Genomic DNA, 23,874 nt, shown 5'->3' with positions numbered 1-23,874 from the left:
GCCGCCGGATGCCCGTATGGGAGATCGTCCTGCGCTACGGACTCCTGCTCGCCGTACTGGCGTTGATGATCGGCCCGTTCCTCTGGCAGCTCTCCACGTCCCTGAAGGGACCGCACGAGGACATCTTCAGCTCCCCGCCGAAGTTCCTGCCCTCCGACCCGACCTTCCACAACTACGAGCGGGTCGCCGACACCATCCCCGTCTGGGACTACGCGCTCAACTCCCTGAAGGTGGCCGCCGCCAACGTCGTCACCAACTGCGTCGGCGCCACGCTCGCGGGCTACGCCCTGGCCCGCCTGCGCTACCGCGGCCGCAAGGCGGCCACGGTCGTCTTCATCCTGGCCATGCTGGTGCCCGTCGAGGGCATCATCATCGCCCAGTTCACGACCATGCGTGAACTCGGTCTGAACAACACCCTCATCGGTGTGCTGCTGCCCGGCTGCGTCTCCGCGCTCAACGTGCTGCTGATGCGCAACGCCTTCCTCAACGTGCCCTACGAGATCGAGGAAGCCGCCTTCGTGGACGGCGCGAACGTCTGGCAGCGCTTCCTGCGCATCGCGCTGCCCGCCGTCAAGGGCACCCTCGCGGTCGTCGCGATCTTCGCCTTCATGGGCGCCTGGGACGACTTCCTGTGGCCCCTGATCGTGCTCAGCGACCCCGACCGGTTCACGCTCACCATCGGCCTCAACTACCTGCACGGCACGTTCGCCAACGACGAGCGCCTCGTCGCCGCGGGCACGGTCATCGCCGTGCTGCCGCTGATCGTCCTCTTCGCCTGTCTCCAGCGGTACTTCTTCCGCGGGGTCGGCGAGGGCGCGGTCAAGGGCTGAGCGACGTCAAGAGCCGAGCGACGCCTTCCCGAACTCCCAGAACCAGGATCAGCATTTGCCTTCCGCAACGCCTTCCGCCCCGCCCCCCGAGGCGCCTTCGGGCGCGCCGCGCTTCGGCGTCAACTACACCCCGGCGCAAGGGTGGTTCCACCACTGGCTCGACTTCGACCTCGACGCCGTACGCGCCGACCTCGACGCGATCGCCGCGCTCGGCCTCGACCACATTCGGGTCTTCCCGATCTGGCCGTACTTCCAGCCCAACCGGACCCTGATCCGCCCGCGCGCCGTCGACCAGCTGGTCCAGCTCGCCGACGCGGCCGGCGAACGCGGCCTCGACGTCAACGTCGACGGTCTCCAGGGGCATCTGTCCAGCTTCGACTTCCTGCCCGCCTGGACCCAGACCTGGCACCGGCGCAACATCTTCACCGACCCCGACGTGGTCGCCGGGCAGGCCGCGTACCTGCGCACGCTCGCCGCCGCCCTCGCCGACCGGCCCCACTTCATCGGCATGACCATCGGCAACGAGATCAACCAGTTCTCGGCGGGCCCGCACCCCGACCCCGACCGCGTCACCGAGGAGCAGGCGGAGACCTGGCTGCGCACCGTCCTCGCCGCCTGCGAGGAGGGCGCCCCCGGCAAGCTGCACCTGCACGCCGAGTACGACGCCGCCTGGTACCAGCACGACCAGCCCTTCACCCCGGCGCAGGCCGCCCGGCTCGGCGCGGTGACCGCCGTGCATTCCTGGGTCTTCAACGGCACGGCCCAGCGTCACGGGCGCACCGGCACGGCCACGCGCCACCACGCGGCGTACATGATCGAGCTGTCCAAGGCGTGGGCGCTCGATCCGGGCCGGCCCGTCTGGCTGCAGGAGGTCGGTGCGCCCGCGCCGCTGATCCCCGCCGAGCACGCCGCCGCCTTCACCGAGGAGACGATCGCCGCCGCGCTCGACTGCCGGGACGTGTGGGGCGTGACGTGGTGGTGCTCCCACGACGTCTCGCGGGACCTCGCGGACTTCCCCGACCTGGAGTACAGCCTCGGGCTGCTGACCAACGACGGGCAGGTCAAGCCCGCGGGTGCCGCGATCGCCCGCATCGCGAAGGAGTGGCGCGGCCGCGACCACGCGCCGGCGCCCCGTACGACGGCGCTCGTCGTGGACGACGCCACGTCGCGGCGGTCCGAGTGCGCCCCCGGCGGGGCGGTCTTCGAGGCGTTCGCCCGCCTGGTGGCGGACGGCGTGCGGCCCGCGGTGGTCCTCGCGAGCCGGGCGGCCGACGCGGAGCACCTCGCCGCGCGGGGCATCGCGGAGGTCGTGTCGCCGGAGGTGGTCCGCTAGGCCGGGACGCCGCACCGTAGATCGCGCTTCGCGCTCGTCCTCACACACCGGACGGGCTGACTATTCCTTGGGAGACCCCTCATGCATGACGACCGCACCCTGGTCGAAGCCCGCCTCAAGCGCGTTCTGGACGAGCGCATCAGGCCCGCCGTGTATCCCGCCTCCGTACCGCTCGACGTCGCCGTGTGGAACGCGCCGGGCGAGCCGGTGCCGGTCGCCGAAGGGCTCGCCGCCGAGCCGTCGCCGACCGCCGTCGGGGAGCGGTGGGGCGCGCCCTGGGGGACCAGCTGGTTCCGGGTGACCGGGACCGTGCCGAAGGAGTGGGCGGGGAAGACCGTCGAGGCGATCCTCGACCTCGGCTTCGACGAGAACATGCCCGGCTTCCAGTGCGAGGGCCTCGTCTACCGACCCGACGGCACCCCGGTCAAGGGTCTCAACCCGCGCAACCAGTGGGTGCGGATCGCCGCGCCCGCCGAGGGCGGCGAAGAGGTGCGCCTGCACGTCGAGGCCGCCTCCAACCCCGTCATCCTCGACTACCACCCCTTCCTGCCCACCCAGTTGGGCGACAAGGAGACCGCGGGCAGCGAACCCCAGTACACGCTGGAGCGCATGGATCTCGCCGTCTTCGACGAGACGGTGTGGCAGCTCGTCATCGACCTCGAAGTGCTCGGCGAGCTGATGCAGGAGCTGCCCGCGGACTCCGGGCGGCGCTACGACATCGTGCGCGCGGTCGGCCGGGCGCTCGACGCCGTCGACCTCCAGGACGTCAACGGGTCGGCCGCCGCGGCCCGCGCCCGGCTCGAAGGGGTGCTCACCACCCCCGCCGAGCCCTCCGCCCACCGCATCAGCGCCGTCGGCCACGCCCACATCGACTCCGCGTGGCTGTGGCCGCTGCGCGAGACGGTGCGCAAGGTGGCGCGTACGACGTCCAACATGACCGCGCTCATCGAGGACGAGCCGGACTTCGTCTTCGCCATGTCGCAGGCCCAGCAGTGGGCGTGGATCAAGGAGCACCGCCCCGAGGTGTGGGCGAGGGTCAAGAAGGCGGTCGCCGACGGGCGGTTCGTGCCCGCGGGCGGCATGTGGGTCGAGTCGGACACGAACATGCCGGGCTCGGAGGCGATGGCCCGTCAGTTCGTGCACGGCAAGCGCTTCTTCCTCGACGAGTTCGGCGTGGAGAACGACGAGGCGTGGCTGCCCGACACCTTCGGCTTCGCCGCCGGACTCCCGCAGATCATCAAGGCGGCGGGTTCCAAGTGGCTGCTCACGCAGAAGATCTCCTGGTCGCAGACCAACCGCTTCCCGCACCACACCTTCAACTGGGAGGGCATCGACGGCACCCGGATCTTCACGCACTTCCCGCCCGTCGACACCTACAACTGCTCGATGAAGGGCAGCGAGATCGCCCACGCGGCGAAGAACTTCAAGGACAAGGGCGTCGCACGGCACTCCCTCGCGCCCACCGGCTGGGGTGACGGAGGCGGCGGCACCACCCGCGAGATGATCGCCAAGGCGGCGCGACTGCGGGACCTGGAGGGCTCGGCGACCGTCGCGTGGGAGACCCCCGCCGCCTTCTTCGAGAAGGCCGAGGCGGAGTACCCGAACGCCCCCGTCTGGGTCGGCGAGTTGTACCTGGAGCTCCACCGCGCCACCCTCACCAGCCAGGCCGGCACCAAGCAGGGCAACCGCCGTAGCGAGCACCTGCTGCGCGAAGCGGAGCTGTGGGCCGCCACGGCCGCCGTCCGGTCGCCCGAATTCGCTTACCCCTACGAGCAGTTGGACCGAATCTGGAAGACGGTGCTGCTCCACCAGTTCCACGACATCCTGCCCGGCTCGTCGATCGCGTGGGTGCACCGCGAGGCCCGCGCGACCTACGCGGCGCTCGCCCAGGAGCTGACCGGCATCATCGACAAGGCCCAGCGCGCACTCGCGGGCGAGGGCACCGGCGCGCTGGTCTTCAACTCCACACCGCACACCCGGGACGGGGTCCCCGCGGGCGGCGCCCGGGCCGCCGCCGTCGACGGCCGTTCGACGGTCGTCCCGCGAGAGGAGGGCGGCTTCGTCCTCGACAACGGCCTGCTGCGGGTGGAGATCGACGGTCGCGGTCTCGTGGTCTCGGCGTACGACCTGCTCGCCGACCGCGAGACCGTCGCTCCGGGCCGGGCGGCGAACCTGCCGCAGATCCACGCCGACTTCCCGAACATGTGGGACGCGTGGGACGTCGACGAGTTCTACCGCAACACCGTCACCGACCTCACCGAGGCGGAGGAGGTCACGGCGGGCGAGGGCGCCTCGGTCCGGGTGGTGCGCACGTTCGGGGACTCGCGCCTCACCCAGGTCCTTACGCTGACGCCCGGCACCCAGCGCCTCGACATCGACACCGAGGTCGACTGGCACGAGACGGAGAAGTTCCTCAAGCTGGCCTTCCCGCTGGACATCCACGCGGAGCGGTACGCGTCGGAGACCCAGTTCGGCCACTTCTACCGCGCCACGCACACCAACACGAGCTGGGAGGCCGCCAAGTTCGAGGCGTGCAACCACCGCTTCGTGCACGTCGAGGAGCCGGGCTGGGGCGTCGCGCTGGTCAATGACTCGACGTACGGGCACGACGTGACCCGCACGGTGCGCGAGGAGGACTCCGGCACGACCACCACGGTCCGCGTCTCGCTCCTGCGCGCTCCGCGCTTCCCCGACCCCGAGACCGACCAGGGCGTGCACCGCTTCCGGCACGCGCTGGTGCCGGGCGCGGCGATCGGCGACGCGGTGCGCGAGGGCTACCGGATCAACCTGCCCGAACGCCGGGTCACCGGCGGCGCCGACGTGGCGCCGCTGGTGACGGTCGACAACGACGCGGTGGTCGTGACGGCGGTCAAGCTCGCCGACGACGGCAGTGGCGACGTGGTCGTCCGCTTCCACGAGGCCCACGGCGGCCGGGCGAAGGCCACGCTGACGGCCGGGTTCACGGCGGGCTCGGTCGCGGTGACCGACCTCCTCGAGCGGCCGCTCGAGGAGGCGAGCGCACCGGAACTCCGGGGCGACGCGGTGTCGGTCTCCCTGCGCCCGTTCGAGCTGGTGACGCTGAGGTTCACGCGGGCCTGACGCACTTCACCCGTCGGCCCGCAGCCACACGCGCAGCGGGCCGACGGGCTCGAACCCCTGACGGACGGCGGCGGCCAGGTCGTCACCGCCCTCGTACCCGACGACGGGCACGCCCGGCCAGAGCCGGTCCGTGGCCGCCAGGCAGGAGCGCCAGGCGGCGTCGAGGTCACCGTCGGCGGCGAAGAGGTTGGAGACGCCGACCACCGAGGCGGCCGGGTAGGCGATGGCGCCCGCCGTGATGCTCGCAGCGGCCGTGTCCGCGAGGAACACCGCGCCCTCGTCGAGCAGGCCGGGCCGGAACAGCCCGTCACTCGTCCCGTCGCCGTTCCACGACGCCTCCCATGCGGAGAGCCGGCCGGCGTCTTCGACCGCCTCCCAGCCGCCCGGCTCCCGAGCGGGTTCCGTCACGTGCCGGTGGATCCACCGCGCCTCGAACAGCACCTCGAAGCCGGCCGCGGACAGGTCGAGCACGCCGAAGCTGTCCTTGACGGAGGCGCCGGGGGAGGAGAGGTCGATGCGGGGCAGGACGTCGTCGGGTGTCGCGGCGGAGGAGAGCGTCACGGCGTCGGGGTACAGCGGAGGCGTACGCCGAGCGCTGGCCCACACGCCTCGTTCGACGGTACCTCCTACCCCGTGGGAGCGGCAGACGGCGTCGCACCAGAGGGCGTTGTTGCGTACGGCCGCGGTCAGGGACGGGGCGGCGCGCGAGTCGGTGATCACCTGGGGATGGTGTCAGAACCGGCCCGTGCGGGTCGCCCGTATTTCTTTCGGCCGCCCTGCGGGGACAGGGGTGCCATCCGTGGGCCGGTGCAACATGATGAGCTCCAGAGGCTGTCGCGCAACGGGGGTGTGGCATGGAGTCGACGGAGCTCGCGGTGCTGGCGGTGGGTGTCGTCACCGCGGTGGCGACCGGAGCGGCGACCGGCGTGGGGGAGGGGGCCGGAGCCGCCGTCACCGAGCTGGTCCGCTCGCGTCTGGCCCGCACGGAGCGGGGGCGTGCGGCGCTGGAGGGGATCGACGGGGACGGTGCGGGCGGACCCGTGCGGTCGCGGCCCGAGGGCCGGTCGCAGGCGCGGACTCGGGCGCAGAGCGTCCTGCGCGAGGAGATCGAGGCGGACCCCGAGCTGGGGCGGCAGTTGGCGTTGCACCTCAACGCCCCCACGACGTACAACCGGGACGCGGTGGTCATCGACCGCAGCACGATCACGCGCAGCCACATCGCGCTCGGGCCGATCACGGTCAACAAGACCCCGGGCGCGCTCACCGTCCTGGCGCTGACCGGCGTACTTCTGCTGGCCCTGGTGGCGCTCGGCGTGTACGGGGGGACGCGGCTCATCGCCGACGACGGCCCGCGGGACGCCTCGGCGCAGGGGAGTGGAGAAGGCGGCGAGCACGAGGGCAAGGGCGCGCCGGAAGAGGGGAAGGCCGCCGACGCCGGAGACGACACGGCCGACCGCAGGCGCGCGCTGACCGTGGCGCAGACGCGCGACGCCCTGCCCACGCCGAAGGACTTGTCGCCCGGCTGGGTCCAGCAGGGCCCGCCCGGTGTGGCGGAGGCGGAACGGTCCGGCGGCTGCCACACGGGAGGCACGCGGTACGAGATGGCGTCGGGGTCCGGGGCCGTCAGGGCCGAGTTCCAGGTCCACGCCTGCACGTCGCCCGCCCAGGCCGAGCGTGTGCACAAGCAGCTGGTCCGTGAGCAGTCCGGCTACGACAGGACGACACCGCTCTCACTGCCGCCCCTCGGCGACAAGAGCTCGACCTTCACGTACTACAAGGAACCCGAGGACAGTACGAACGCCATGGCTGTGGTCCGGGTGGGCAGCACCGTGGCCTGGCTCCGCTTCGGAGAGGTGAACGACCTGCCGGGCTACGAGGCACAGCTCGACGAGCTGGCGCGCGCGTTCGTGGACCGGATCGAGCGGACCCTGGCTGACGGCTGACGGCTGACGGCTGACGGCTGACGGCTGACGGCTGACGGCTGGCCGTGCCCGGGAGCAGGGGGCGAGCGGGGTTCACCCCGTCACCTGGGCCCGCAGCCACTCCTCCACCTCGCCCACGTGCGCCGCCGCCGCGGCGCGGGCCGCCTCCGGGTCCCGGGCCACGAGTGCGCGATGGATGCGGGCGTGCTCGCGACGCGTGCGCTCGAAGGCGCCCTCCTCCTGGTAGCCGCGCCAGACCCGGGCGCGGAACGTCCGGGACGAGAGGCCCTCCAGGATCGCGGCCATCGTGTCGTTGCCCGCCGCGAGGGCGATCGTGCGGTGGAACGCCAGGTCGTGGGAGAGGATCTCCTCCGGGTCGTCGGTGGCGTTCATGGCCTGCAAGTGCTTCTCGACGTCGGCCAGTTGGTCCGGCGAGATGCGTGCGGCCGCCAGCGCCGTCGCGGTGGACTCCAGGACCCGGCGCACCTCAAGGAGCTCGACCAGGCGCGGTCCGCGGGACAGGTCCGCCACCACCCCGAAGGTCTCGAGCAGGTCGCCGGCCTCCAACTGCGTGACGTAGATGCCGGAGCCGTGCCGGGCCTCCAGGACGCCGAGGACCGTCATCGCCCGGATCGCCTCCCGCATCGAGGAGCGCGATATGCCCAGCTGCGCCGCCAAGTCCCGCTCGGTGGGCAGGCGTTGGCCAGGCTCAAGGCGGCCCTCGCCGATCATCGCCTTGATCTGCTCGATGGCCCGCTGCGTCACGGTGCCCTTCTGCGGGGCGGACTGGTCTGGCTGGTCCACGTAACGCTCCTCCACTAGCCGAGTGCGCCGCAGTCTAGTCAGAGATGTGGTCCGACCACTACGGCCGGAAAGCGCGAAAAGTTGACGACGAGGGGTGTTGTGGGCGCCAAGTGGTCTGATAAATATTCGCGTCATCGGATCCCGGATTCCCCGTTCGATCTCCCTCGATGAGGAGCCGTCAAGATGGCCGGCAGGAATGTGCGCAACAGGCCCAGCAAAAGGACCGGCAAAAGTCCCGGCAACAGGCCCGGCAACGGGGGGACTTCGCGGGCGGTGCGCGCCGCCGCGGCGGCCGCCTGCGCGTCCCTCGTGCTCGCGGCGTGCGGCAGCACCAAGGACACCGCGTCGCCCGGTGGCGGAGGCGGCGGCGAGGGCGAGGTCGGGGTGGTGCTGCCCCTGCTGACCTCGCCGTTCTGGCAGTCGTACAACGACTACGTGCCCAAGATGGCGAAGTCCGAGGGCGTCGACGCGATGAAGACCGTCAACTCCAACAGCGACCCCTCGCAGCAGATCACCGACATCAACAACCAGCTCAACCAGGGCGTGAAGGGCCTCGTGGTCGCGCCGCTCGACAGCGCCGCGATCTCCGCGGGCCTCGACCAGGCCGAACGCAAGGGTGTGCCCGTGGTCGCCGTCGACGTCGCGCCCGAGAAGGGCAAGGTCGCGATGGTGGTGCGGGCCGACAACGTGGCGTACGGCCGGAAGGCGTGCGACTACCTCGGCAAGCAGGTCAGGACCGGCGAGGTCGTCCAGATCATGGGAGACCTGGCCTCCGTCAACGGCCGCGAGCGTTCCAAGGCGTTCCGCGACTGCGTCAAGAAGGAGTTCCCGCGGCTGAAGGTCCTGGAGATCCCCGCCAAATGGGAGTCCGACACGGCCGCCTCCAAGCTCGACACGCTGCTCAACTCCCATCCCGGCCTCAAGGGCATCTACCTGCAGGCGGGCGGTGTCTACCTCGCGCCCACCCTGCAGACCCTCAAGTCCAAGGGGATGCTCAAAGAGCCGGGGGAGAAGGGGCACATCACCGTCGTCTCCAACGACGGCATCCCGCAGGAGTTCGACGCGATCCGCAAGGGCCAGATCGACGCGACCGTCTCGCAGCCCGCCGACGCCTACGCCAAGTACGGCATGTACTACATCAAGGCCGCGATGAACGGGAAGAAGTTCAAGCCCGGTCCGACCGACCACGACTCCGAGATCGTCGAGCTGCCCAGCGGCATCCTGGAGGACCAGCTGCCCGCCCCGCTGGTCACCAAGGAGAACGTCGACGACTCCGAGCTGTGGGGCAACACGGTCGAATGAGCGCCCCGATGACCAAGCCCCCCACGGGCCCCGCCGCCGTACCGCCGCTCGTCGAGGCCTCCGGCATCGTCAAGCGGTACGGACCCACCGTCGCCCTGCGGGACGGCCGCCTGACCGTCCTGCCCGGCGAGTCGCACGCCCTCGTCGGCCGCAACGGCGCGGGCAAGTCCACCCTCGTCACCGTCCTCACCGGGCTCCAGGCACCCGACGCGGGCACCGTCCGCTTCGACGGCGAGCCCGCGCCGCCGCTCACCGACCGCGACGCCTGGCGCCGCAAGGTGGCCTGCGTCTACCAGAAGCCCACCGTCGTCCCCGAACTGACCGTCGCCGAGAACCTCTTCATCAACCGGCAGCCCCAGGGCCGCGGCGGTCTCATCAGCTGGCGCAGACTGCGGGCCGAGGCCGCGGAGGTCCTCGGCACCTGGGACGTGCGCGTCGACCCCGATGCCCGCACCGCCGACCTCAAGGTCGAGGACCGCCAAATGGTCGAGATCGCGCGGGCGTTGAGCTTCGGCGCGCGCTTCATCGTGCTCGACGAGCCGACCGCACAGCTCGACAACCGGGAGATCGAGCGCCTCTTCACCCGCATGCGCGCGCTCCAGGAGTCCGGCGTCACCTTCCTGTTCATCTCGCACCACCTCCAGGAGGTGTACGAGGTGTGCCAGACCGTCACCGTGCTGCGCGACGCCCGCTGGATCACCAGCGCGCCCGTCGCCGAACTGCCGCGCGCCGCCCTGGTGGAGGCCATGGCCGGCGAGGTCATCGCCGAACAGGCCGAGGCCGAGCGGGCCGTGGCGCGGACCGAGGTCCCCGCCGACGCCCCCGTCCTGCTCGCCGTCGAGGGGCTCACCAGCGAGTCCTACGCCGACATCGACCTGACCATCCGCAAGGGAGAGGTCGTCGGCCTCGCGGGATCCTCCGGCAGCGGCAAGATCAACCTCGCGGAGAGCTTCGCCGGACTGCACACCCCGACCGCGGGCACCGCCCGGCTCGACGGCGAGCAGCTGCCCTTCGGCGACGTGACGGCCGCCCTGCGCGCCGGAGTGGGCTGCGTTCCGCGCGACCGGCACGGCCAGGGCCTCGTCCTCGGCATGACCATCGGCGACAACGCCACCCTGAGCGTCCTGGACCGCCTCGGCCGCCACGGCTTCGTCGGCACCGGCGCCAGGCGCCGCCTCGCCGAGGACCTCATCGACCGGCTCGACATCCACGCCGAGGGGCCCGACCAGCCCGTCTGCGACCTCTCCGGCGGCAACGCCCAGAAGGTCGTCATGGCCCGCGCGCTCGCCTGCGACCCCCGCCTGCTCGTCCTCATCAACCCGACCGCGGGCGTCGACGTGAAATCCAAGGAGTCCCTGCTCGCGCGCGTGGACCACGCCCGCGAGGACGGCACCGCGGTCCTCGTCGTCTCCGACGAACTGGACGACCTGCGCCGCTGCGACCGCGTCCTCGTCCTCTTCCACGGCCGCGTCGTCGCGGAGTACGGGGCGGGCTTCCACGACCACGAGCTGATCGCCGCCATCGAAGGAGTGGACCATGGCTGACCTGAAGGCCCCGTCGGCCTCGACCCCGACTCCCGTACGCCTGGGGCGCGACACGGCGGCCGCGAAGACCGTGCTGCTGCGCCGCGCCCGCGAACTCGCCCTCGTACCGGCTCTGTTGCTGCTCATGGTGTTCGGCGCACTGGTCAACGACACGTTCCTGACCGAGCGGAACCTCATCTCGATCCTCGGCGCCTCCGCCGCCCTCGCGATGGTCGTCCTCGCCGAGTCGCTCGTCCTCATCACCGGCAAGTTCGACCTGTCCCTGGAGTCCGTCGTCGGCATCGCGCCCGCCGTCGGCGCGCTCCTCGTCCTGCCCGCCGCGCAGGCCGGATTCGGCACGGACCTGCCCGCGGCCGTGGGCCTCCTCGCCATCGTCCTCGTCGGCGCGGTCATCGGCGCCTTCAACGGCGTCCTCGTCGTGAAGCTCAAGCTCAACGCGTTCATCGTCACGCTCGCCATGCTGATCGTGCTGCGCGGCCTGCTCGTCGGCGCCACCGAGGGCAAGACCCTCTTCGGCATGTCCGACGCCTTCTACACCCTCGCCACCACCACCTTCCTGCACATCCCCATGTCGGTGTGGCTCGCGGCGGCCGCCTTCGGCGTCGCCGGGTTCGTCCTGAAGTACCACCGCGTGGGCCGCGCCCTGTACGCGATCGGCGGCAACCCGGACGCGGCACGCGCCGCGGGCATCCGCGTCGACCGCGTCATGCTCGGCGTGTTCGTCGTCGCCGGAGCCCTCGCCGCGGTCGGCGGACTCATGCAGACCGGTTACGTCGGCGCCATCAACGCCAACCAGGGCCAGAACATGATCTTCACCGTGTTCGCCGCGGCCGTCATCGGAGGCATCAGCCTCGACGGCGGCAAGGGCACCATGTTCGGCGCCCTCACCGGCGTCCTGCTGCTCGGCGTCGTGCAGAATCTGCTCACCCTCGCCCAGGTGCCGTCCTTCTGGATCCAGGCCATCTACGGCGGAATCATCCTGGTCGCCCTGATGATCGCGCGCGTCACCACGGGCCGCGCACAGGACTGACCTCCCGACGGTTCCCCCGCGCCCCGTCCCCTGCCGGAAAGGCCTCCTGTGTCCCCGACCTCCGCCCGCATCACCGCGGTCGACACCTTCGACATACGGTTCCCGACCTCGCGGGAGCTCGACGGGTCCGACGCGATGAACCCCGACCCCGACTACTCCGCCGCCTACGTGGTGCTGCGCACGGACGCCGGTGACGGCCTGGAAGGGCACGGCTTCACCTTCACCATCGGCCGGGGCAACGACGTCCAGGTCGCCGCGATCCGGGCCCTGCGCCACCACGTCGTCGGCCGCCCGGTCGACGAGCTCTGCGCCGACCCCGGCACCGTCAACCGCGCCCTGATCGGCGACAGCCAGCTGCGCTGGCTCGGCCCCGAGAAGGGCGTGATGCACATGGCCGTCGGCGCGGTCGTCAACGCCGCCTGGGACCTCGCCGCCAAGCGCGCCGGCAAACCGCTGTGGCGGCTGCTCGCCGACGCCACCCCCGAATGGCTCGTCTCCCAGGTCGACTTCCGCTACATCGCCGACGTCCTCACCCCCGACGAGGCCCTCGGCCTGCTGCGGGCCGGCCGGACGGGCGCGGCGCGGCGCACGGCCGCCCTCATGGAGCGGGGCTTCCCCGGCTACACCACCTCGCCGGGATGGCTCGGCTACAGCGACGAGAAGCTCACCCGGCTCGCCCGGCAGGCCGTCGCGGACGGCTTCACGCAGATCAAGCTGAAGGTCGGCGCGGACCTCGCCGACGACATCCGCCGCTGCCGCACCGCCCGCGAGGCGATCGGCCCGGACATCCGCATGGCCGTCGACGCCAACCAGCGCTGGAACGTCGACGAGGCGGTGCGCTGGACCCGCGCCCTCGCCGAGTTCGACCCCTACTGGGTCGAGGAGCCCACCAGCCCGGACGACGTCCTCGGCCACGCCGCGATCCGCACCGCCGTCGCCCCGGTCAAGGTCGCCACCGGCGAACACGTACAGAACCGCATCGTCTTCAAACAGCTCCTCCAGGCCCGCGCCATCGACATCCTCCAGATCGACGCGGCACGGGTCGGCGGCGTCAACGAGAACCTCGCGATCCTGCTGCTCGCCGCGAAGTTCGGCGTCCCCGTCTGCCCGCACGCGGGCGGCGTCGGCCTGTGCGAGCTCGTCCAGCACCTGTCGATGTTCGACTACGTCGCCCTCGCGGGCACCACCGAGAACCGCGTCATCGAGTACGTCGACCACCTCCACGAGCACTTCACCGACCCCGTCGTGCTGCGCGCGGGCCACTACACGGCCCCCACCGCACCCGGCTTCTCGGCGACCATGCGGGCCGATTCCATCGCCGAATTCACCTATCCGGACGGCACGTTCTGGGCCGCCGACCTCGCACACGACAAGGGAGCCGCCGCATGACCGACTTCCAGGGACTCACGGCCCTCGTCACCGGCGGCGCCTCCGGCATCGGCCGGGCCACCGCCGAACTCCTCGCCGCGCGCGGCGCCCGGGTCGCCGTGCTCGACCTCGACCCGAGCGGCGCGGAGGAGCCCCTGCACCCGTACACCGCCGACGTCACCGACGACGCCTCCGTACGGGCGGCCGTCGCGTCGGCCGCCGCCGACCTCGGCGGGCTCGACGTACTGGTCAACAACGCGGGCATCGGCGCCCAGGGCACCGTAGAGGACAACGACGACGCCCAGTGGCACACCGTCCTGGACGTCAACGTCCTCGGCGTCGTCCGCACCACCCGCGCCGCCCTGCCCCACCTGCGCGCGTCGTCGAGCGCGGCGGTCGTGAACACCTGCTCCATCGCCGCGACCGCCGGGCTCCCGCAGCGCGCCCTGTACGCGGCGTCCAAGGGGGCGGTGCTCTCCCTCACCCTCGCGATGGCCGCCGACCACGTGCGCGAGGGCATCCGCGTCAACTGCGTCAACCCCGGCACCGTCGACACGCCGTGGGTCGGCCGCCTCCTGGACGCCGCCCCCGACCCGGCCGCCGAACGCGCCGCGCTCGCCGCCCGCCAGCCCGCCGGACGCCTGGTCACCGCGGCCGAAGTCGCGGGCGCCATCGCCTACTTGGCGAGCCCGCTGTCCGGCGCCACCACCGGCACCGCGCTCGCCGTGGACGGCGGCATGCAGGGCCTGCGGCTCCGGCCGGTGACCCCGTGAGCGGCCTGCCGCGCCGCCCCCTCGGCCCCGGCGGCGTCGAGGTGACCGAGCTGTCCTTCGGCGCCGCCGGCATCGGCAACCTCTACGCGCCGATCACCGACGAGCAGGCGGCCACCGCCCTCGACCACGCCTGGACCGCGGGCATCCGCTACTTCGACACCGCCCCGCACTACGGCCTCGGCCTCTCCGAGCGCAGGCTGGGCGGGGCACTGCGCGGCCGGGACCGCTCCTCGTACGTCATCTCGACGAAGGTCGGCAGGCTCCTGGAGCCCACCGACGACGTCACGGGCGACGACCTCGCCGACGGCGGCTTCGCGGTGCCGAGGACACACCGCAGGGTCTGGGACTTCAGCGCGGACGGTGTGCGCCGCTCGATCGAGGCCAGCCTCACCCGCCTCGGGACCGACCGGGTCGACGTCGTCTTCCTGCACGACCCCGACCACCACGCGGAGGAAGCCTTCCGCGACGGCTACCCGGCGCTGGAGGAACTGCGCTCCGAAGGAGTCGTCGGCGCGATAGGCGCGGGCATGAACCAGGCCGCGATGCTGACCCGCTTCGTCCGCGACACGGACGTCGACGCCGTCCTCTGCGCCGGCCGCTACACGCTCCTCGACCACACGGCCCTCACCGAACTGCTGCCCGCCGCGAGCGAGCGGGGCGCGTCGATCGTCATCGGCGGCGTCTTCAACTCCGGCCTGCTCGCCGACCCCCGGCCCGGCGCGCGTTTCGACTACACCGAGGCGCCACCCGGGCTGCTCGCGCGCGCCCGGGCCCTGCGGGCCCTCGCCGAGCGGCACGGCACCACCCTCCGCGCCGCCGCCCTCGCCTTCCCCTTCGGCCACCCCGCGGTCGCCAGCGTCCTGGTCGGCATCCACGCTCCGGAGCAGGTCACCGACGCCGCCGCACAGTTCGCCGCCGACGTACCCGCCGACTTCTGGCGGGAGGCACGCGAGACCGGGCTGCTGCCCCCGGAAGCCCCGGTGCCCCAAGAGGTCCGGCCAGACATACCGAGGGGCGTACGGGGAAGGGACCGGCTGTGAGAGTCGCGCTGCACACCAAGGTCCGCGCCGACCGCGTCGAGGAGTACGACGCCGCGCACCGCGAGGTGCCCGCCGAACTCACCACCGCGATCCGCGCCGCGGGCGCCTCGTCCTGGACGATCTGGCGCAGCAGGACCGATCTGTTCCACGTCCTGGAGTGCGAGGACTACGCCCTGCTGCTCGCCGAGCTGGAGAAGCTGCCGGTCAACGTCGCCTGGCAGGCCCGGATGGGCGAGCTCCTCGACGTCGTCCACGACTACTCCGCCGACGGCGCGGGAGCCGGGCTGCCCGTCGTGTGGGAACTGCCGTGACCGGGCCCGCCGGGACCGCGCCGTCCCTCGTCGACGCCCATCACCACGTGTGGGACCTGTCCGCGCGCGACCAGGAGTGGCTCACCGGCGAGGCCCACGCGGGGCTGCGCAGGAACTTCTCCCTGGCCGATCTCGCGCCCGAGGCCCGCGCGGCCGGCGTCACCGCCACCGTCCTCGTGCAGACCGTCACCGTCCCCGAGGAGACCCCGGAGCTCCTGGCCCTCGCGGCCGACAGCGAACTGGTCGCGGGGGTCGTCGGCTGGACCGACCTCACCCGCCCGGACGTCCCCGGCGCGCTGGCCGCGCTCCGCGAACTCCCCGGCGGGCAGCGCCTGGTGGGCATCCGCCACCAGGTCCAGGAGGAGCCGGACCCCGAGTGGCTGCTGCGCCCCGACGTCCGCAGGGGCCTCGCAGCGCTCGCCGACGCGGGCCTCGCCTACGACCTCGTCGTCCTGCCCCACCAACTGCCCGCCTGCGCCAGGATCGCGGCGGAGCTGCCCGAACTCACCTTCGTCCTCGACCACGTGGGCAAGCCGCCTATTGTCACGGGTGCCCTCGAACCCTGGGCCTCGGCGGTCCGCGCGCTGGCCGCCCGCCCCAACACGGTGTGCAAGCTCTCCGGCATGGTCACCGAGGCCGACCACAAGACGTGGACGGTGGACGACCTGCGGCCCTACGCGGACACCGCCCTGACCGCCTTCGGCCCGGGGCGGCTGATGTTCGGCTCCGACTGGCCGGTGAGCACCCTGGCCGCGTCGTACGTCGAAGTCCTGGACGCAGCACGGCTGTTGACCGGTTCGCTCGACGCCGAGGAGAGGCGCGAGGTCTTCGGCGGTACGGCCCGCCGCGTCTACGGGCTCTGAGAGCTATCCGAAGCTGCAGCTGGTCTTCGTCGCCATGTCCCCCCAGTCGGACGGAGCCCACGTCACCCAGAAGTAGTGCGTGGTGATGGTGCGTCCGGTCGGCCTGTGGATGAAGACCGATGTGTGGTCGTAGTGCCAGGCGTAGCCGCTCGCCCCCTGGTCGCGCGCTTCGCACACGGGCGGCTGCACCGCTGGTGGCGGCGGCCGGAGGAGGGTGGCGGGCGACGCGCTGACCGCGCCGCCCGCCCGGACGGGCGCAGCCGCTGCCGCGACCGTCGCCGGAACGAGGACTGCCACTGCGGTGACGAGAGCAGCGCTTACGGCGCGTGCCGCCCGGAGCATACGAATGGCCATATCGCCCTTTCTTGACGGGATGAGTGGTCCGGTTTCAGGAGTATGAATCCCGGTCCCGTCGACATTCCGGTGAAAGATGCGGGCGCGTCCGCGCGTTCCGTGGATGAACGATCCGCCGTCACTCGACCGGCTCAGAAGGAACGGTCCCGAACCGGCGTCAGTCCACTTGCCGGCAGTTGGCGTGCCACCACATGCCTTCGTGTTCGATCTGCCGGCCCGAACACAGGGCCACGTCCCTGCCGGACTGCTCCTCGAAGAGCGCGACCGTCGGGTCGCCGGTCCAATAGGGCTCGGTGCACCCCGCGCCGAGACTGATCCAGACGCCGTCGATCTTTCGTTCCGTGACGGCCTCGCATGCCATCAGGACCTTTCCGGTGTCACGGGCTTCCTGGGCCGCCGCATTCATGGTCCATTCTCCGGCGACCGCCGGAGCGGTGAAGGCCACCGTGAGGAGCGTGACCGCAGCGGCGGCGTTCGAGACGAATTTCATGGCGCTGATGTTCCCATTGAACAATCGGCGTTTCGGCGCGGCTCCACGGCGTGCGGAAGCCCGGTCATTTCACGTTCGCTCCCCGTGCGCCCCCGCGGCGAGCCGTGTCGGCGACAGGAACTCACGAACGTACGTACGCTCCCAGCAGGCGCCCGTCTCGCGCAGCTCCCGCCAACTCGTGTACCGGTAGCGGTAGAGCCGGGCGCGGATGTACGCGGGCGGGGCGCCGGGCGGGAACGGCGAGCTCCGCAGCAGCCGCAGGGTGTCGCGGTCGCCGTCCAGGAGGTGCTCCACCAGCGGGCCGAACCACGACCCGGCGTACGCGGGCGAGAGCCCCGCGAACCACATCATCCAGTCAAGGCGCAGGTGGTAGGGCGCGAACTGGCGCGGCCACCGCCGCACGTCACCGGGCTTGCCCTTGAACTCGTACGCCCGCCAGTCGGAGTCCTCGCGCGGCACCGCATCCGCCGTGCCCTCGATGACGACTTCCTGGCGGACCCGGCTGACGCTCCCGAACGCGCCGTACGCGTTGACGAGGTGCAGCGGATCGAACGAGCGGTTCATGACCTGCCGCCGGGACAGCAGGTTGCGCACCGGGCGGTAGCTCAGCGCGAAGAGGCCCGCGGCGACGGCCGTGACCACCACCTCGTACCAGAGCGGCGGGCCCGCGACCTCGGGCGCCGTGTGCCAGGGCGACAGGTCGAGCGCGGACGCCGCGAGCACGACGGTGAGCCAGTTCAGCCACGAGAAGTTGCCGGAGAGGACCAGCCACAGCTGGGTCACGATCATCAGGCAGGCCGCACCCGTCGCCACCGGTCCTGGCGTGAACAGCAGGAAGGGAACGGCGAGTTGGGTGACGTGGTTGGCCGCGACCTCCACCCGGTGCACGGGCTTCGGCAGATGGTGGAAGAACCAGCTCAGCGGCCCCGGCATCGGCTGCGTCTCGTGGTGGAAGTCCAGACAGGTGAGCGCGCGCCAGCACGCGTCCCCGCGCATCTTGATCAGCCCGGCGCCGAACTCCACGCGGAACAGCACCCACCGCAGGAGGAAGAGCACCAGGACGGGCGGCGCGACGCGGTCGTTGCCGAGGAAGACCGCGAGAAAGCCCACCTCCAGGAGGAGCGACTCCCAGCCGAAGCCGTACCAGGTCTGTCCCACGTTCACGATCGAGACGTACAGCGCCCACGGGACCAGCCACAGCAGCATCGCGCCCCACAGCGGCAGCCGACCGTCCAGACCGGCGAGCAGCGCCACCGCCACCCCGCACCCCGTCCACGCGCAGAGCGCGAAGAACCGGTCCGAGTAGTGCAGATGGAACAGGCTCGGCGCCCGCCGGAACGGCACCCGGGCGACGAACCGCGGCACCGGCAGCATCCCGCGCTCGCCGAGGAGCGCCCGGAACTGCAGGGCGGCCCCCAGGAACGCCACGAGATAGACCGCGGCCAGGGCCCGCTGGAAGATCAGCCGGCTCAGCCAGTACGCGTCCGCCGTGAACCACTCCACGGGCCCATTGTGCCGCTGGTCAGGGATTTCGGCAGGGACGCCGGGCGGGCGCCGAGGGCGGCCCGTCCGCTTGCGGGCCCGCCCGACCCCCTGCAGACAATGGCGGCACGCCTCCGGAGGCCGGGGGCGCACGGCACGGCAACGGCGGGAGAACCGGTGCGCGCACCCACCAGGACCCACGCGATCGTCCTCGCGATATCCGCGGCCCTCGCGGTCGCGGGCTGTTCCGGCGACGGCGAGAAGAAGACGGCCGACGGCGGCGGCGAGCTGTTTCTGCAGCCGGTGGCCGCCCAGGGCCCCGACCCCTTCACCGACTCCACCGTGCGGGACGCCGGATCCCCGCCGCCCGTCACCCGTTCGCCGCAGCCGTCGCCCACCGGCTCCGCGACACCAAAGGGCACCCGCTCCGTCTCGGGTGAGACCCCCGGGCTGTACGGCGGCACGCACTCCGTGGGCAGCTGCGACGTCGACCGGCAGGTGCGCTTCCTCACCGCGGACCGGACCAAGGCGAACGCCTTCGCCCGGACCTCCGGCGTCAACCGGGCCGCCGTCCCCGACTACCTGCGGAACCTGACCCCCGTCGTCCTGCGGTCCGACACGCGCGTCACCAACCACGGCTTCCGCGACGGCTCCGCGACGGACTTCCAGTCCGTCCTCCAGTCGGGCACCGCCGTCCTGGTCGACGACCGCGGACTGCCGAGGGTGCGCTGCGCCTGCGGAAACCCGCTCACGCCGCCGGTCGCCTCGAAGAGCACGCCCCGCCACCGCGGGAAGCCGTGGAGCGGCTACCGGCCCGCGCAGGTCGTCGTGGTGACCCCGGCGCCGCGGCCGATCACCGACATCACGATCGTGAACCTCGTCGACAACACCTGGATCGAGCGGCAGACCGGCGACGAGCACGCGGGCAACGACCGCGCGACCGAGCCGCCGTCGCCGCCGACCCCCACGCCCACGTCGCCCCCGCCCACCACCCCGGACGAGACGGATCCGGACGAGACCGGCCCCGGCGAGCAGGACCGCGACCGCAGCGGCGCCCCCGACGAGAGCCCCGACCCCGGCGACTCCTCGACCGACTGCCCCACGCCGACCGGTACGCCCACCGACCCGTCCTCGCCGCTCCCGTCCGGCTGCCCCTCGTCGCCGGCGCCTCCGACGGACACGCTCCCGGCGCCGGACGAGCTCACCGAGGGCCCCACCGAGGAGGAGGACGGCCTCGTGCCGGACGACCCCTACCTGTCGGAGAACCCGTTCTCCGACAGCGACCCCGGCACCTTCGACACCTGACGCCCGCCGCACGCGCTCCCCGCATGCGCACGCGCGGGGCTCCGCCTAGCGTGGGCCCATGGAGCACGACCCGGCGGGGCACTGCCGCTGCGGGCAGCCGGCCGGGGAGTCGGACGGCTGCTTCCTCGCGTTGTACGGGGCCGCGCTGCGCATGGGCCGCTTCGACTGGGACCTGGACACGGGGCAGATGACGATGGACCCCACCGCCCACGAGGTCTTCGACGTACGCCCCGACGAGTACGACAACCGCCCCGAGTCCCTCGCCTTCCGCGTACCGACCGTCGAGGCGCACCGCCTGGACCAGGCCGTGTCGCACGCCCTGAAGGACGGCAGCGAGACGTACGGCGCGTACTTCCGGATCCGCTGCCGCACCGGCACCCTGCGCTGGACGCACACCCAGGGCCGCATCGAACGGGACGCCACGGGCCGGCCGCACCGCATCGTGGGCCTCGTCAGGGACGCCACCCAGGAACTCGGCGACAGCCCCGCCGCGCTGCGCGAGCGCGCCGAGGAGGAGGCCGACCGCCGCCGCACGACGAGCATCGTCCAGGGCACCACGGCGGCGCTGGCCCACGCCCGCACGGTCAGGGACGTCATCGACGTCCTCCGGGACGCCCACGGCCTCGCGCACCTGGGGGCGTCGAACCTCGTGATGGGCCTCGTCGAGGCCGGGCGGATCCGGCTCGTGGCGGAGGGGCCCGCGGGCAGCTTCGTCCCCGGCACCCGCCTCACGGGCGTCGACGAGGAGTACCCGATGAGCGAGGTCGTCCGCACCCTCGCCCCGCGCTACATCGACACCGCGGACGACTTCGCCGAGTCCTACCCGCTGCTCTGGCCGCACATCGACGAGCTCGGCATCTCCGCCGCCGCGTACCTGCCGCTGATCGCGCAGGGCCGTGCCGTCGGCGCCCTCGGCCTGCTCTACCAGGACAAGACCGGCTTCACCACGGAGGAGCGCAACGTCCTGGTCGCGCTGGGCAGCAGCATCGCGCAGAGCCTGCAACGCGCCATGTTCTACGAGCAGGAGAAGGACCTCGCCCAGGGCCTCCAGCAGGCCATGCTGCCGCGCACCATCCCCGGCGTGCCCGGCGCGGAGATCGCCGTGCGGTACCGCTCGGCGGCGCTCGGCAGGGACATCGGCGGCGACTGGTACGACGTGATCCCGCTGCCCGGCAGCCGCGTCGGCGCCGTCATCGGTGACGTCCAGGGCCACGACACGCACGCGGCGGCCGTCATGGGCCAGCTCCGCATCGTGCTGCGCGCCTACGCCACCGAGGGCCACATGCCCGCCACCGTCATGGCCCGCGCCTCCGGCTTCCTGCACGAACTGGACACCGACCGCTTCGCGACCTGCCTGTACGCGGAGGCGGACCTGTCGACGGGAGTGGTGCAGTTCGTCCGGGCCGGCCACCTCGACCCGCTCGTCCAGCTCGCCGACGGCTCCTGCCGCCGGGTGCCGGTGGACGGCGGTCTGCCGCTCGGCCTCTCCGCCGAGTTCGGGCAGCTCGACTATCCCGTCACCACCCTCGAACTCGACCCCGGCCAGACCCTGTTGCTCTGCACCGACGGCCTCGTGGAGGAGCCGGGCGCCGATCTGGACGACGGCATGCGGGCGCTGGCGGAGCTCGCCGCCGTCGGACCCCGGGATCTGCAGCGGCTCGCCGACCGGCTCTGCGGCCTCATCGACGGCCGCGGCGGTGACGACGACGCCGCGCTGCTCCTGATGCGCCGCCGCACGCTCGACACGCCGCGCTCGGGCGGGCGCCTGCGGCAGCACGTCGCGCCGAGCGACCCGGAGGCGCTGGCCGACGCCCGGCACATGATCAGGGCCGCGGTACGGGCCTGGGGCGCGGGCGACCGCGCCGACGAGATCGAGCTGGTCGCCGACGAGGTGATCACCAACGCCCTGATGCACACCGACGGCTCCGCGGTCGTGACCCTGCGCGTCCTGAGCGGCACCGAACGGCGGCTGCGCGTGGACGTCGAGGACGCGTCGAGCGCCATGCCGCGCCGCCGCGACGCGGGCGACTCCGGGGTCTCGGGCCGCGGTCTGCTCCTGGTGGACCGGCTCGCCGACGAGTGGGGCGTGGAGGCGCGTGGCAGCGGCAAGTGCGTGTGGTGCGAGTTCGTCGTGCCCTCCACCGCGGGGCGTGGACACGGGGCTGAGGGAGAGAGCTGAGGGAGCGAGATGCCTGAACTTCCTGAAGTCGAGGCTCTGAGGGACTTCCTGACGGAGCATCTGGTCGGCCGCGAGATCGTGCGCGTACTGCCGACGGCGATCAGCGTCCTCAAGACGTACGACCCACCGCTCACCGCCCTGGAAGGGCGCACCGTCACCGGTGTGGAGCGACACGGCAAGTTCCTGGACATCGACGCCGGCGGCCCGCACCTGGTCACCCACCTCGCCCGCGCGGGCTGGCTGCGGTGGCACGACAGGCTCCCCGACGGCGTGCCACGCCCCGGCAAGGGCCCACTGGCGCTGCGCGTCGCCCTGGAGACGGGGGAGGGCTTCGACCTCACGGAGGCGGGCACGCAGAAGCGCCTCGCGGTGTACGTCACCGAGTCGCCGGAGCAGATCCCGGGCATCGCGCGGCTCGGCCCCGACCCGCTGGCCGCCGACTTCGACGAGGAGCGGTTCGCGGGGCTCCTGGCGGGTGAACGGCGCCAGATCAAGGGGGCGTTGCGCGATCAGAGCCTCATCGCGGGCATCGGGAACGCCTACAGCGACGAGATCCTGCACGCGGCCCGCATGTCGCCGTTCCGGCTCACGTCGAGCCTCACGAAGGAGGAAGTCCATGGGCTGCATGTGGCGCTGCTGGATACGCTGACCGGCGCGGTGGAGCGCTCGCGCGGGGTCGCTGCGGGCCGCCTCAAGGCGGAGAAGAAGGGCGGCCTGCGGGTGCACGGCCGGACCGGCGAGCCGTGCCCGGTGTGCGGCGACACGGTCCGGGAGGTCTCCTTCGCCGACTCCTCGCTGCAGTACTGCCCGACGTGCCAGACGGGCGGCAGGCTGCTGGCCGACCGGCGGATGTCGCGGCTCCTGAAGTAACCCGCGCTCACCGGAACCGGATGTGCATCCGGACCTGCCACAGGAGCCGGTCCAGAAGGCCCGCGGAGAGCGCGGCGAAGGGCTCCGCAGCGGTCGGTGTCACGTGTGCGTACAGCTTCAACTGCCGTGCTGGCGCGCCGAGTTCACCGCACGCGCGCAGACACGTGGGACAGCCCGGGAGGTGATCCTCGAAGCGGGAGGCGTCCGCGGGATCTAGGACGCCGAGCGCGTAGGCGCCCGCGTCGCGGTGCCGCTCCAAGGAGCTCATGGCGTTCCTCGCCGTTCGGTGTCGGTGGGGGTGCTGCTCACCCTCCGGTACGCGGCGAACCGCCGAAACACTCAAGGGCCGCGAGGGGCTCAGAACAGATGGATCGCCAGGTGCCCGAGCGGCAGCCCGAGGCGCCACGCCGGGGTCCATACCTTCGGCCCGTCCTCCTCGCCCGGCACGGCGCGGCCGGGCACCGCGTCCAGGTCGGGTGCGAGGAGCTCGGTCTCCTGGAGCCAGCGCCACGCGCGGTCGGCGAGCTCCAGGTCCGGCCGGGGCCCGCCGGTGGCGACCGCTTCCGCCGTGAGCTGCGTGAGCCGCTCCCGGACCCAGTCCTGCCACGGCTGGCCGTACGCGGTCAGGGTCAGCCAGGTCTCCAGCTGCGAGACCACCCGGATCCCGGACAGCTCGCCCCGGGTGTCCGACAGGAAGATCGTCAGCGCGAGGGCGTCGCGTCCCGCCCGGTACTCGAAGGAGGTGGGAGGCATCAGATCGCCGGTGCGCAGCAGCTCGTCGGCGATGTACTCGGCGTACAACCACGCCATCGGGACGGCCAGTTCGCCGCCCTGGGGGCCGTCGGTGTTTCCTCTGCTCTCGTGCCGCATCCGCTCCGCCTTCCTCCGTCCGTGCGCGTCACCGGCCTCTGGCCCCCCAATCCTGCACACGGTGAGGAACAGCCGATTACCCAAGAGGGGTGCCGAGCAAGGCGC

22 protein-coding genes are annotated in these 23,874 nt (G+C 72.3%); 15 read left to right on the top strand and 7 right to left on the bottom strand.

Annotated elements, in window-relative coordinates:
• Positions 1 to 8 precede the first annotated feature (8 nt).
• From ACZ69I_RS15355 to ACZ69I_RS15345, 3 genes are all read left to right on the top strand, one after another.
• On the top strand, positions 9 to 830 hold the full coding sequence (locus tag ACZ69I_RS15355; RefSeq protein WP_389722467.1) for a carbohydrate ABC transporter permease: 822 nt from the start codon (positions 9 to 11) through the stop codon (positions 828 to 830).
• A gap of 55 nt (positions 831 to 885) precedes the next feature.
• A complete protein-coding gene (locus ACZ69I_RS15350) occupies positions 886 to 2,163 on the top strand; it encodes a glycoside hydrolase 5 family protein (protein ID WP_470832569.1) in 1,278 nt (425 codons plus the stop codon).
• Between the two features lie 81 nt (positions 2,164 to 2,244).
• Complete coding sequence (locus ACZ69I_RS15345; RefSeq protein WP_470832568.1) at positions 2,245 to 5,262, top strand: alpha-mannosidase; 3,018 nt, start codon at positions 2,245 to 2,247, stop codon at positions 5,260 to 5,262.
• A gap of 6 nt (positions 5,263 to 5,268) precedes the next feature.
• On the opposite strand, the gene ACZ69I_RS15340 is transcribed toward ACZ69I_RS15345, so the two are convergent.
• The gene (locus tag ACZ69I_RS15340; RefSeq protein WP_470832567.1) at positions 5,269 to 5,982 is read right to left on the bottom strand and encodes a hypothetical protein; all 714 of its coding nucleotides are present in this window, start codon (positions 5,980 to 5,982) and stop codon (positions 5,269 to 5,271) included.
• Positions 5,983 to 6,116: 134 nt separating this feature from the next.
• On the opposite strand from ACZ69I_RS15340, the gene ACZ69I_RS15335 reads away from it, so the two are divergent.
• Positions 6,117 to 7,205 carry a hypothetical protein gene (locus ACZ69I_RS15335; protein WP_470832565.1) on the top strand — a complete coding sequence of 363 codons (1,089 nt, stop codon included), beginning with the start codon at positions 6,117 to 6,119 and terminating at the stop codon, positions 7,203 to 7,205.
• A 72-nt stretch (positions 7,206 to 7,277) separates the two neighbouring features.
• Here the strand turns inward: ACZ69I_RS15335 and ACZ69I_RS15330 are convergent, their stop codons facing one another.
• On the bottom strand, positions 7,278 to 7,988 hold the full coding sequence (locus tag ACZ69I_RS15330) for a FadR/GntR family transcriptional regulator (RefSeq protein WP_470832563.1): 711 nt from the start codon (positions 7,986 to 7,988) through the stop codon (positions 7,278 to 7,280).
• A 183-nt stretch (positions 7,989 to 8,171) separates the two neighbouring features.
• On the opposite strand from ACZ69I_RS15330, the gene ACZ69I_RS15325 reads away from it, so the two are divergent.
• Genes ACZ69I_RS15325 through ACZ69I_RS15290 form a run of 8 tightly spaced genes read left to right on the top strand, consistent with a single transcriptional unit; the run spans position 8,172 to position 16,219 of the window.
• Positions 8,172 to 9,290, top strand: a complete 1,119-nt coding sequence (locus ACZ69I_RS15325; protein WP_470832562.1) for a sugar ABC transporter substrate-binding protein — start codon at positions 8,172 to 8,174, stop codon at positions 9,288 to 9,290.
• 8 nt (positions 9,291 to 9,298) lie between these two features.
• Entirely contained in the window at positions 9,299 to 10,834 is a 1,536-nt protein-coding gene (locus ACZ69I_RS15320; RefSeq protein WP_470832560.1) for a sugar ABC transporter ATP-binding protein, read from the top strand.
• The gene (locus ACZ69I_RS15315; protein ID WP_470832559.1) at positions 10,827 to 11,864 is read left to right on the top strand and encodes an ABC transporter permease; all 1,038 of its coding nucleotides are present in this window, start codon (positions 10,827 to 10,829) and stop codon (positions 11,862 to 11,864) included. The genes ACZ69I_RS15320 and ACZ69I_RS15315 overlap by 8 nt, the downstream gene beginning before the upstream one ends.
• 48 nt (positions 11,865 to 11,912) lie before the next feature.
• Entirely contained in the window at positions 11,913 to 13,253 is a 1,341-nt protein-coding gene (locus tag ACZ69I_RS15310; RefSeq protein WP_470832557.1) for an L-fuconate dehydratase, read from the top strand.
• Positions 13,250 to 14,005 (top strand): SDR family NAD(P)-dependent oxidoreductase, encoded by a 756-nt coding sequence (locus ACZ69I_RS15305; protein ID WP_470832555.1) that lies wholly within the window; start codon positions 13,250 to 13,252, stop codon positions 14,003 to 14,005. The genes ACZ69I_RS15310 and ACZ69I_RS15305 overlap by 4 nt, the downstream gene beginning before the upstream one ends.
• Positions 14,002 to 15,045: an aldo/keto reductase gene (locus ACZ69I_RS15300; RefSeq protein WP_470832554.1), complete on the top strand. Its 1,044-nt coding sequence runs from the start codon at positions 14,002 to 14,004 to the stop codon at positions 15,043 to 15,045. The genes ACZ69I_RS15305 and ACZ69I_RS15300 overlap by 4 nt, the downstream gene beginning before the upstream one ends.
• Positions 15,042 to 15,356 carry an L-rhamnose mutarotase gene (locus ACZ69I_RS15295; RefSeq protein WP_470832552.1) on the top strand — a complete coding sequence of 105 codons (315 nt, stop codon included), beginning with the start codon at positions 15,042 to 15,044 and terminating at the stop codon, positions 15,354 to 15,356. Before ACZ69I_RS15300 ends, ACZ69I_RS15295 begins: the two co-directional genes overlap by 4 nt.
• Positions 15,353 to 16,219 carry an amidohydrolase family protein gene (locus ACZ69I_RS15290; protein ID WP_470832550.1) on the top strand — a complete coding sequence of 289 codons (867 nt, stop codon included), beginning with the start codon at positions 15,353 to 15,355 and terminating at the stop codon, positions 16,217 to 16,219. The genes ACZ69I_RS15295 and ACZ69I_RS15290 overlap by 4 nt, the downstream gene beginning before the upstream one ends.
• A 3-nt stretch (positions 16,220 to 16,222) precedes the next feature.
• Here ACZ69I_RS15290 and ACZ69I_RS15285 read toward each other — a convergent pair whose 3' ends face one another.
• The 3 genes from ACZ69I_RS15285 to ACZ69I_RS15275 form a co-directional block, all read right to left on the bottom strand.
• Complete coding sequence (locus ACZ69I_RS15285; protein WP_470832548.1) at positions 16,223 to 16,516, bottom strand: hypothetical protein; 294 nt, start codon at positions 16,514 to 16,516, stop codon at positions 16,223 to 16,225.
• A gap of 214 nt (positions 16,517 to 16,730) precedes the next feature.
• Complete coding sequence (locus ACZ69I_RS15280) at positions 16,731 to 17,063, bottom strand: hypothetical protein (RefSeq protein ID WP_470832547.1); 333 nt, start codon at positions 17,061 to 17,063, stop codon at positions 16,731 to 16,733.
• A 69-nt stretch (positions 17,064 to 17,132) separates the two neighbouring features.
• Positions 17,133 to 18,566, bottom strand: coding sequence for a lipase maturation factor family protein (locus ACZ69I_RS15275; protein WP_470832546.1), 1,434 nt, complete (start codon positions 18,564 to 18,566; stop codon positions 17,133 to 17,135).
• Positions 18,567 to 18,722: 156 nt separating this feature from the next.
• Between ACZ69I_RS15275 and ACZ69I_RS15270 the strand changes: the two genes are divergently transcribed.
• From ACZ69I_RS15270 to ACZ69I_RS15260, 3 genes are read left to right on the top strand one after another with little or no spacing between them, the layout of a single operon-like run.
• Positions 18,723 to 19,850 carry a DUF6777 domain-containing protein gene (locus ACZ69I_RS15270; RefSeq protein WP_470832544.1) on the top strand — a complete coding sequence of 376 codons (1,128 nt, stop codon included), beginning with the start codon at positions 18,723 to 18,725 and terminating at the stop codon, positions 19,848 to 19,850.
• 58 nt (positions 19,851 to 19,908) lie between these two features.
• Positions 19,909 to 22,029: a SpoIIE family protein phosphatase gene (locus tag ACZ69I_RS15265; protein WP_470832542.1), complete on the top strand. Its 2,121-nt coding sequence runs from the start codon at positions 19,909 to 19,911 to the stop codon at positions 22,027 to 22,029.
• Positions 22,030 to 22,038: 9 nt separating this feature from the next.
• A complete protein-coding gene (locus ACZ69I_RS15260; protein ID WP_470832541.1) occupies positions 22,039 to 22,899 on the top strand; it encodes an Fpg/Nei family DNA glycosylase in 861 nt (286 codons plus the stop codon).
• Between the two features lie 7 nt (positions 22,900 to 22,906).
• On the opposite strand, the gene ACZ69I_RS15255 is transcribed toward ACZ69I_RS15260, so the two are convergent.
• Both ACZ69I_RS15255 and ACZ69I_RS15250 read right to left on the bottom strand, forming a co-directional pair.
• Complete coding sequence (locus ACZ69I_RS15255) at positions 22,907 to 23,167, bottom strand: zf-HC2 domain-containing protein (RefSeq protein ID WP_470832539.1); 261 nt, start codon at positions 23,165 to 23,167, stop codon at positions 22,907 to 22,909.
• Between the two features lie 89 nt (positions 23,168 to 23,256).
• Positions 23,257 to 23,769: a hypothetical protein gene (locus tag ACZ69I_RS15250; RefSeq protein WP_470832538.1), complete on the bottom strand. Its 513-nt coding sequence runs from the start codon at positions 23,767 to 23,769 to the stop codon at positions 23,257 to 23,259.
• Positions 23,770 to 23,874: the final 105 nt, after the last annotated feature.

The organism is Streptomyces sp. NPDC036815 (genome assembly GCF_055609205.1).
Note: the sequence above shows the minus strand (reverse complement) of the source record. Positions and strands in the feature narration are given on the sequence as shown.

Bases quoted from the DNA above. Each gene is read 5' to 3' on its own strand.
- ACZ69I_RS15355 (WP_389722467.1), top strand. From the start codon at position 9: ATGCCCGTATGGGAGATCGTCCTGCGCTACGGACTCCTGCTCGCCGTA.
- ACZ69I_RS15345 (WP_470832568.1), top strand. From the start codon at position 2,245: ATGCATGACGACCGCACCCTGGTCGAAGCCCGCCTCAAGCGCGTTCTG.
- ACZ69I_RS15335 (WP_470832565.1), top strand. From the start codon at position 6,117: ATGGAGTCGACGGAGCTCGCGGTGCTGGCGGTGGGTGTCGTCACCGCG.
- ACZ69I_RS15325 (WP_470832562.1), top strand. From the start codon at position 8,172: ATGGCCGGCAGGAATGTGCGCAACAGGCCCAGCAAAAGGACCGGCAAA.
- ACZ69I_RS15320 (WP_470832560.1), top strand. From the start codon at position 9,299: ATGACCAAGCCCCCCACGGGCCCCGCCGCCGTACCGCCGCTCGTCGAG.
- ACZ69I_RS15315 (WP_470832559.1), top strand. From the start codon at position 10,827: ATGGCTGACCTGAAGGCCCCGTCGGCCTCGACCCCGACTCCCGTACGC.
- ACZ69I_RS15305 (WP_470832555.1), top strand. From the start codon at position 13,250: ATGACCGACTTCCAGGGACTCACGGCCCTCGTCACCGGCGGCGCCTCC.
- ACZ69I_RS15280 (WP_470832547.1), bottom strand. From the start codon at position 17,063: ATGAAATTCGTCTCGAACGCCGCCGCTGCGGTCACGCTCCTCACGGTG.
- ACZ69I_RS15265 (WP_470832542.1), top strand. From the start codon at position 19,909: ATGGAGCACGACCCGGCGGGGCACTGCCGCTGCGGGCAGCCGGCCGGG.
- ACZ69I_RS15260 (WP_470832541.1), top strand. From the start codon at position 22,039: ATGCCTGAACTTCCTGAAGTCGAGGCTCTGAGGGACTTCCTGACGGAG.
- ACZ69I_RS15255 (WP_470832539.1), bottom strand. From the start codon at position 23,167: ATGAGCTCCTTGGAGCGGCACCGCGACGCGGGCGCCTACGCGCTCGGC.
- ACZ69I_RS15250 (WP_470832538.1), bottom strand. From the start codon at position 23,769: ATGCGGCACGAGAGCAGAGGAAACACCGACGGCCCCCAGGGCGGCGAA.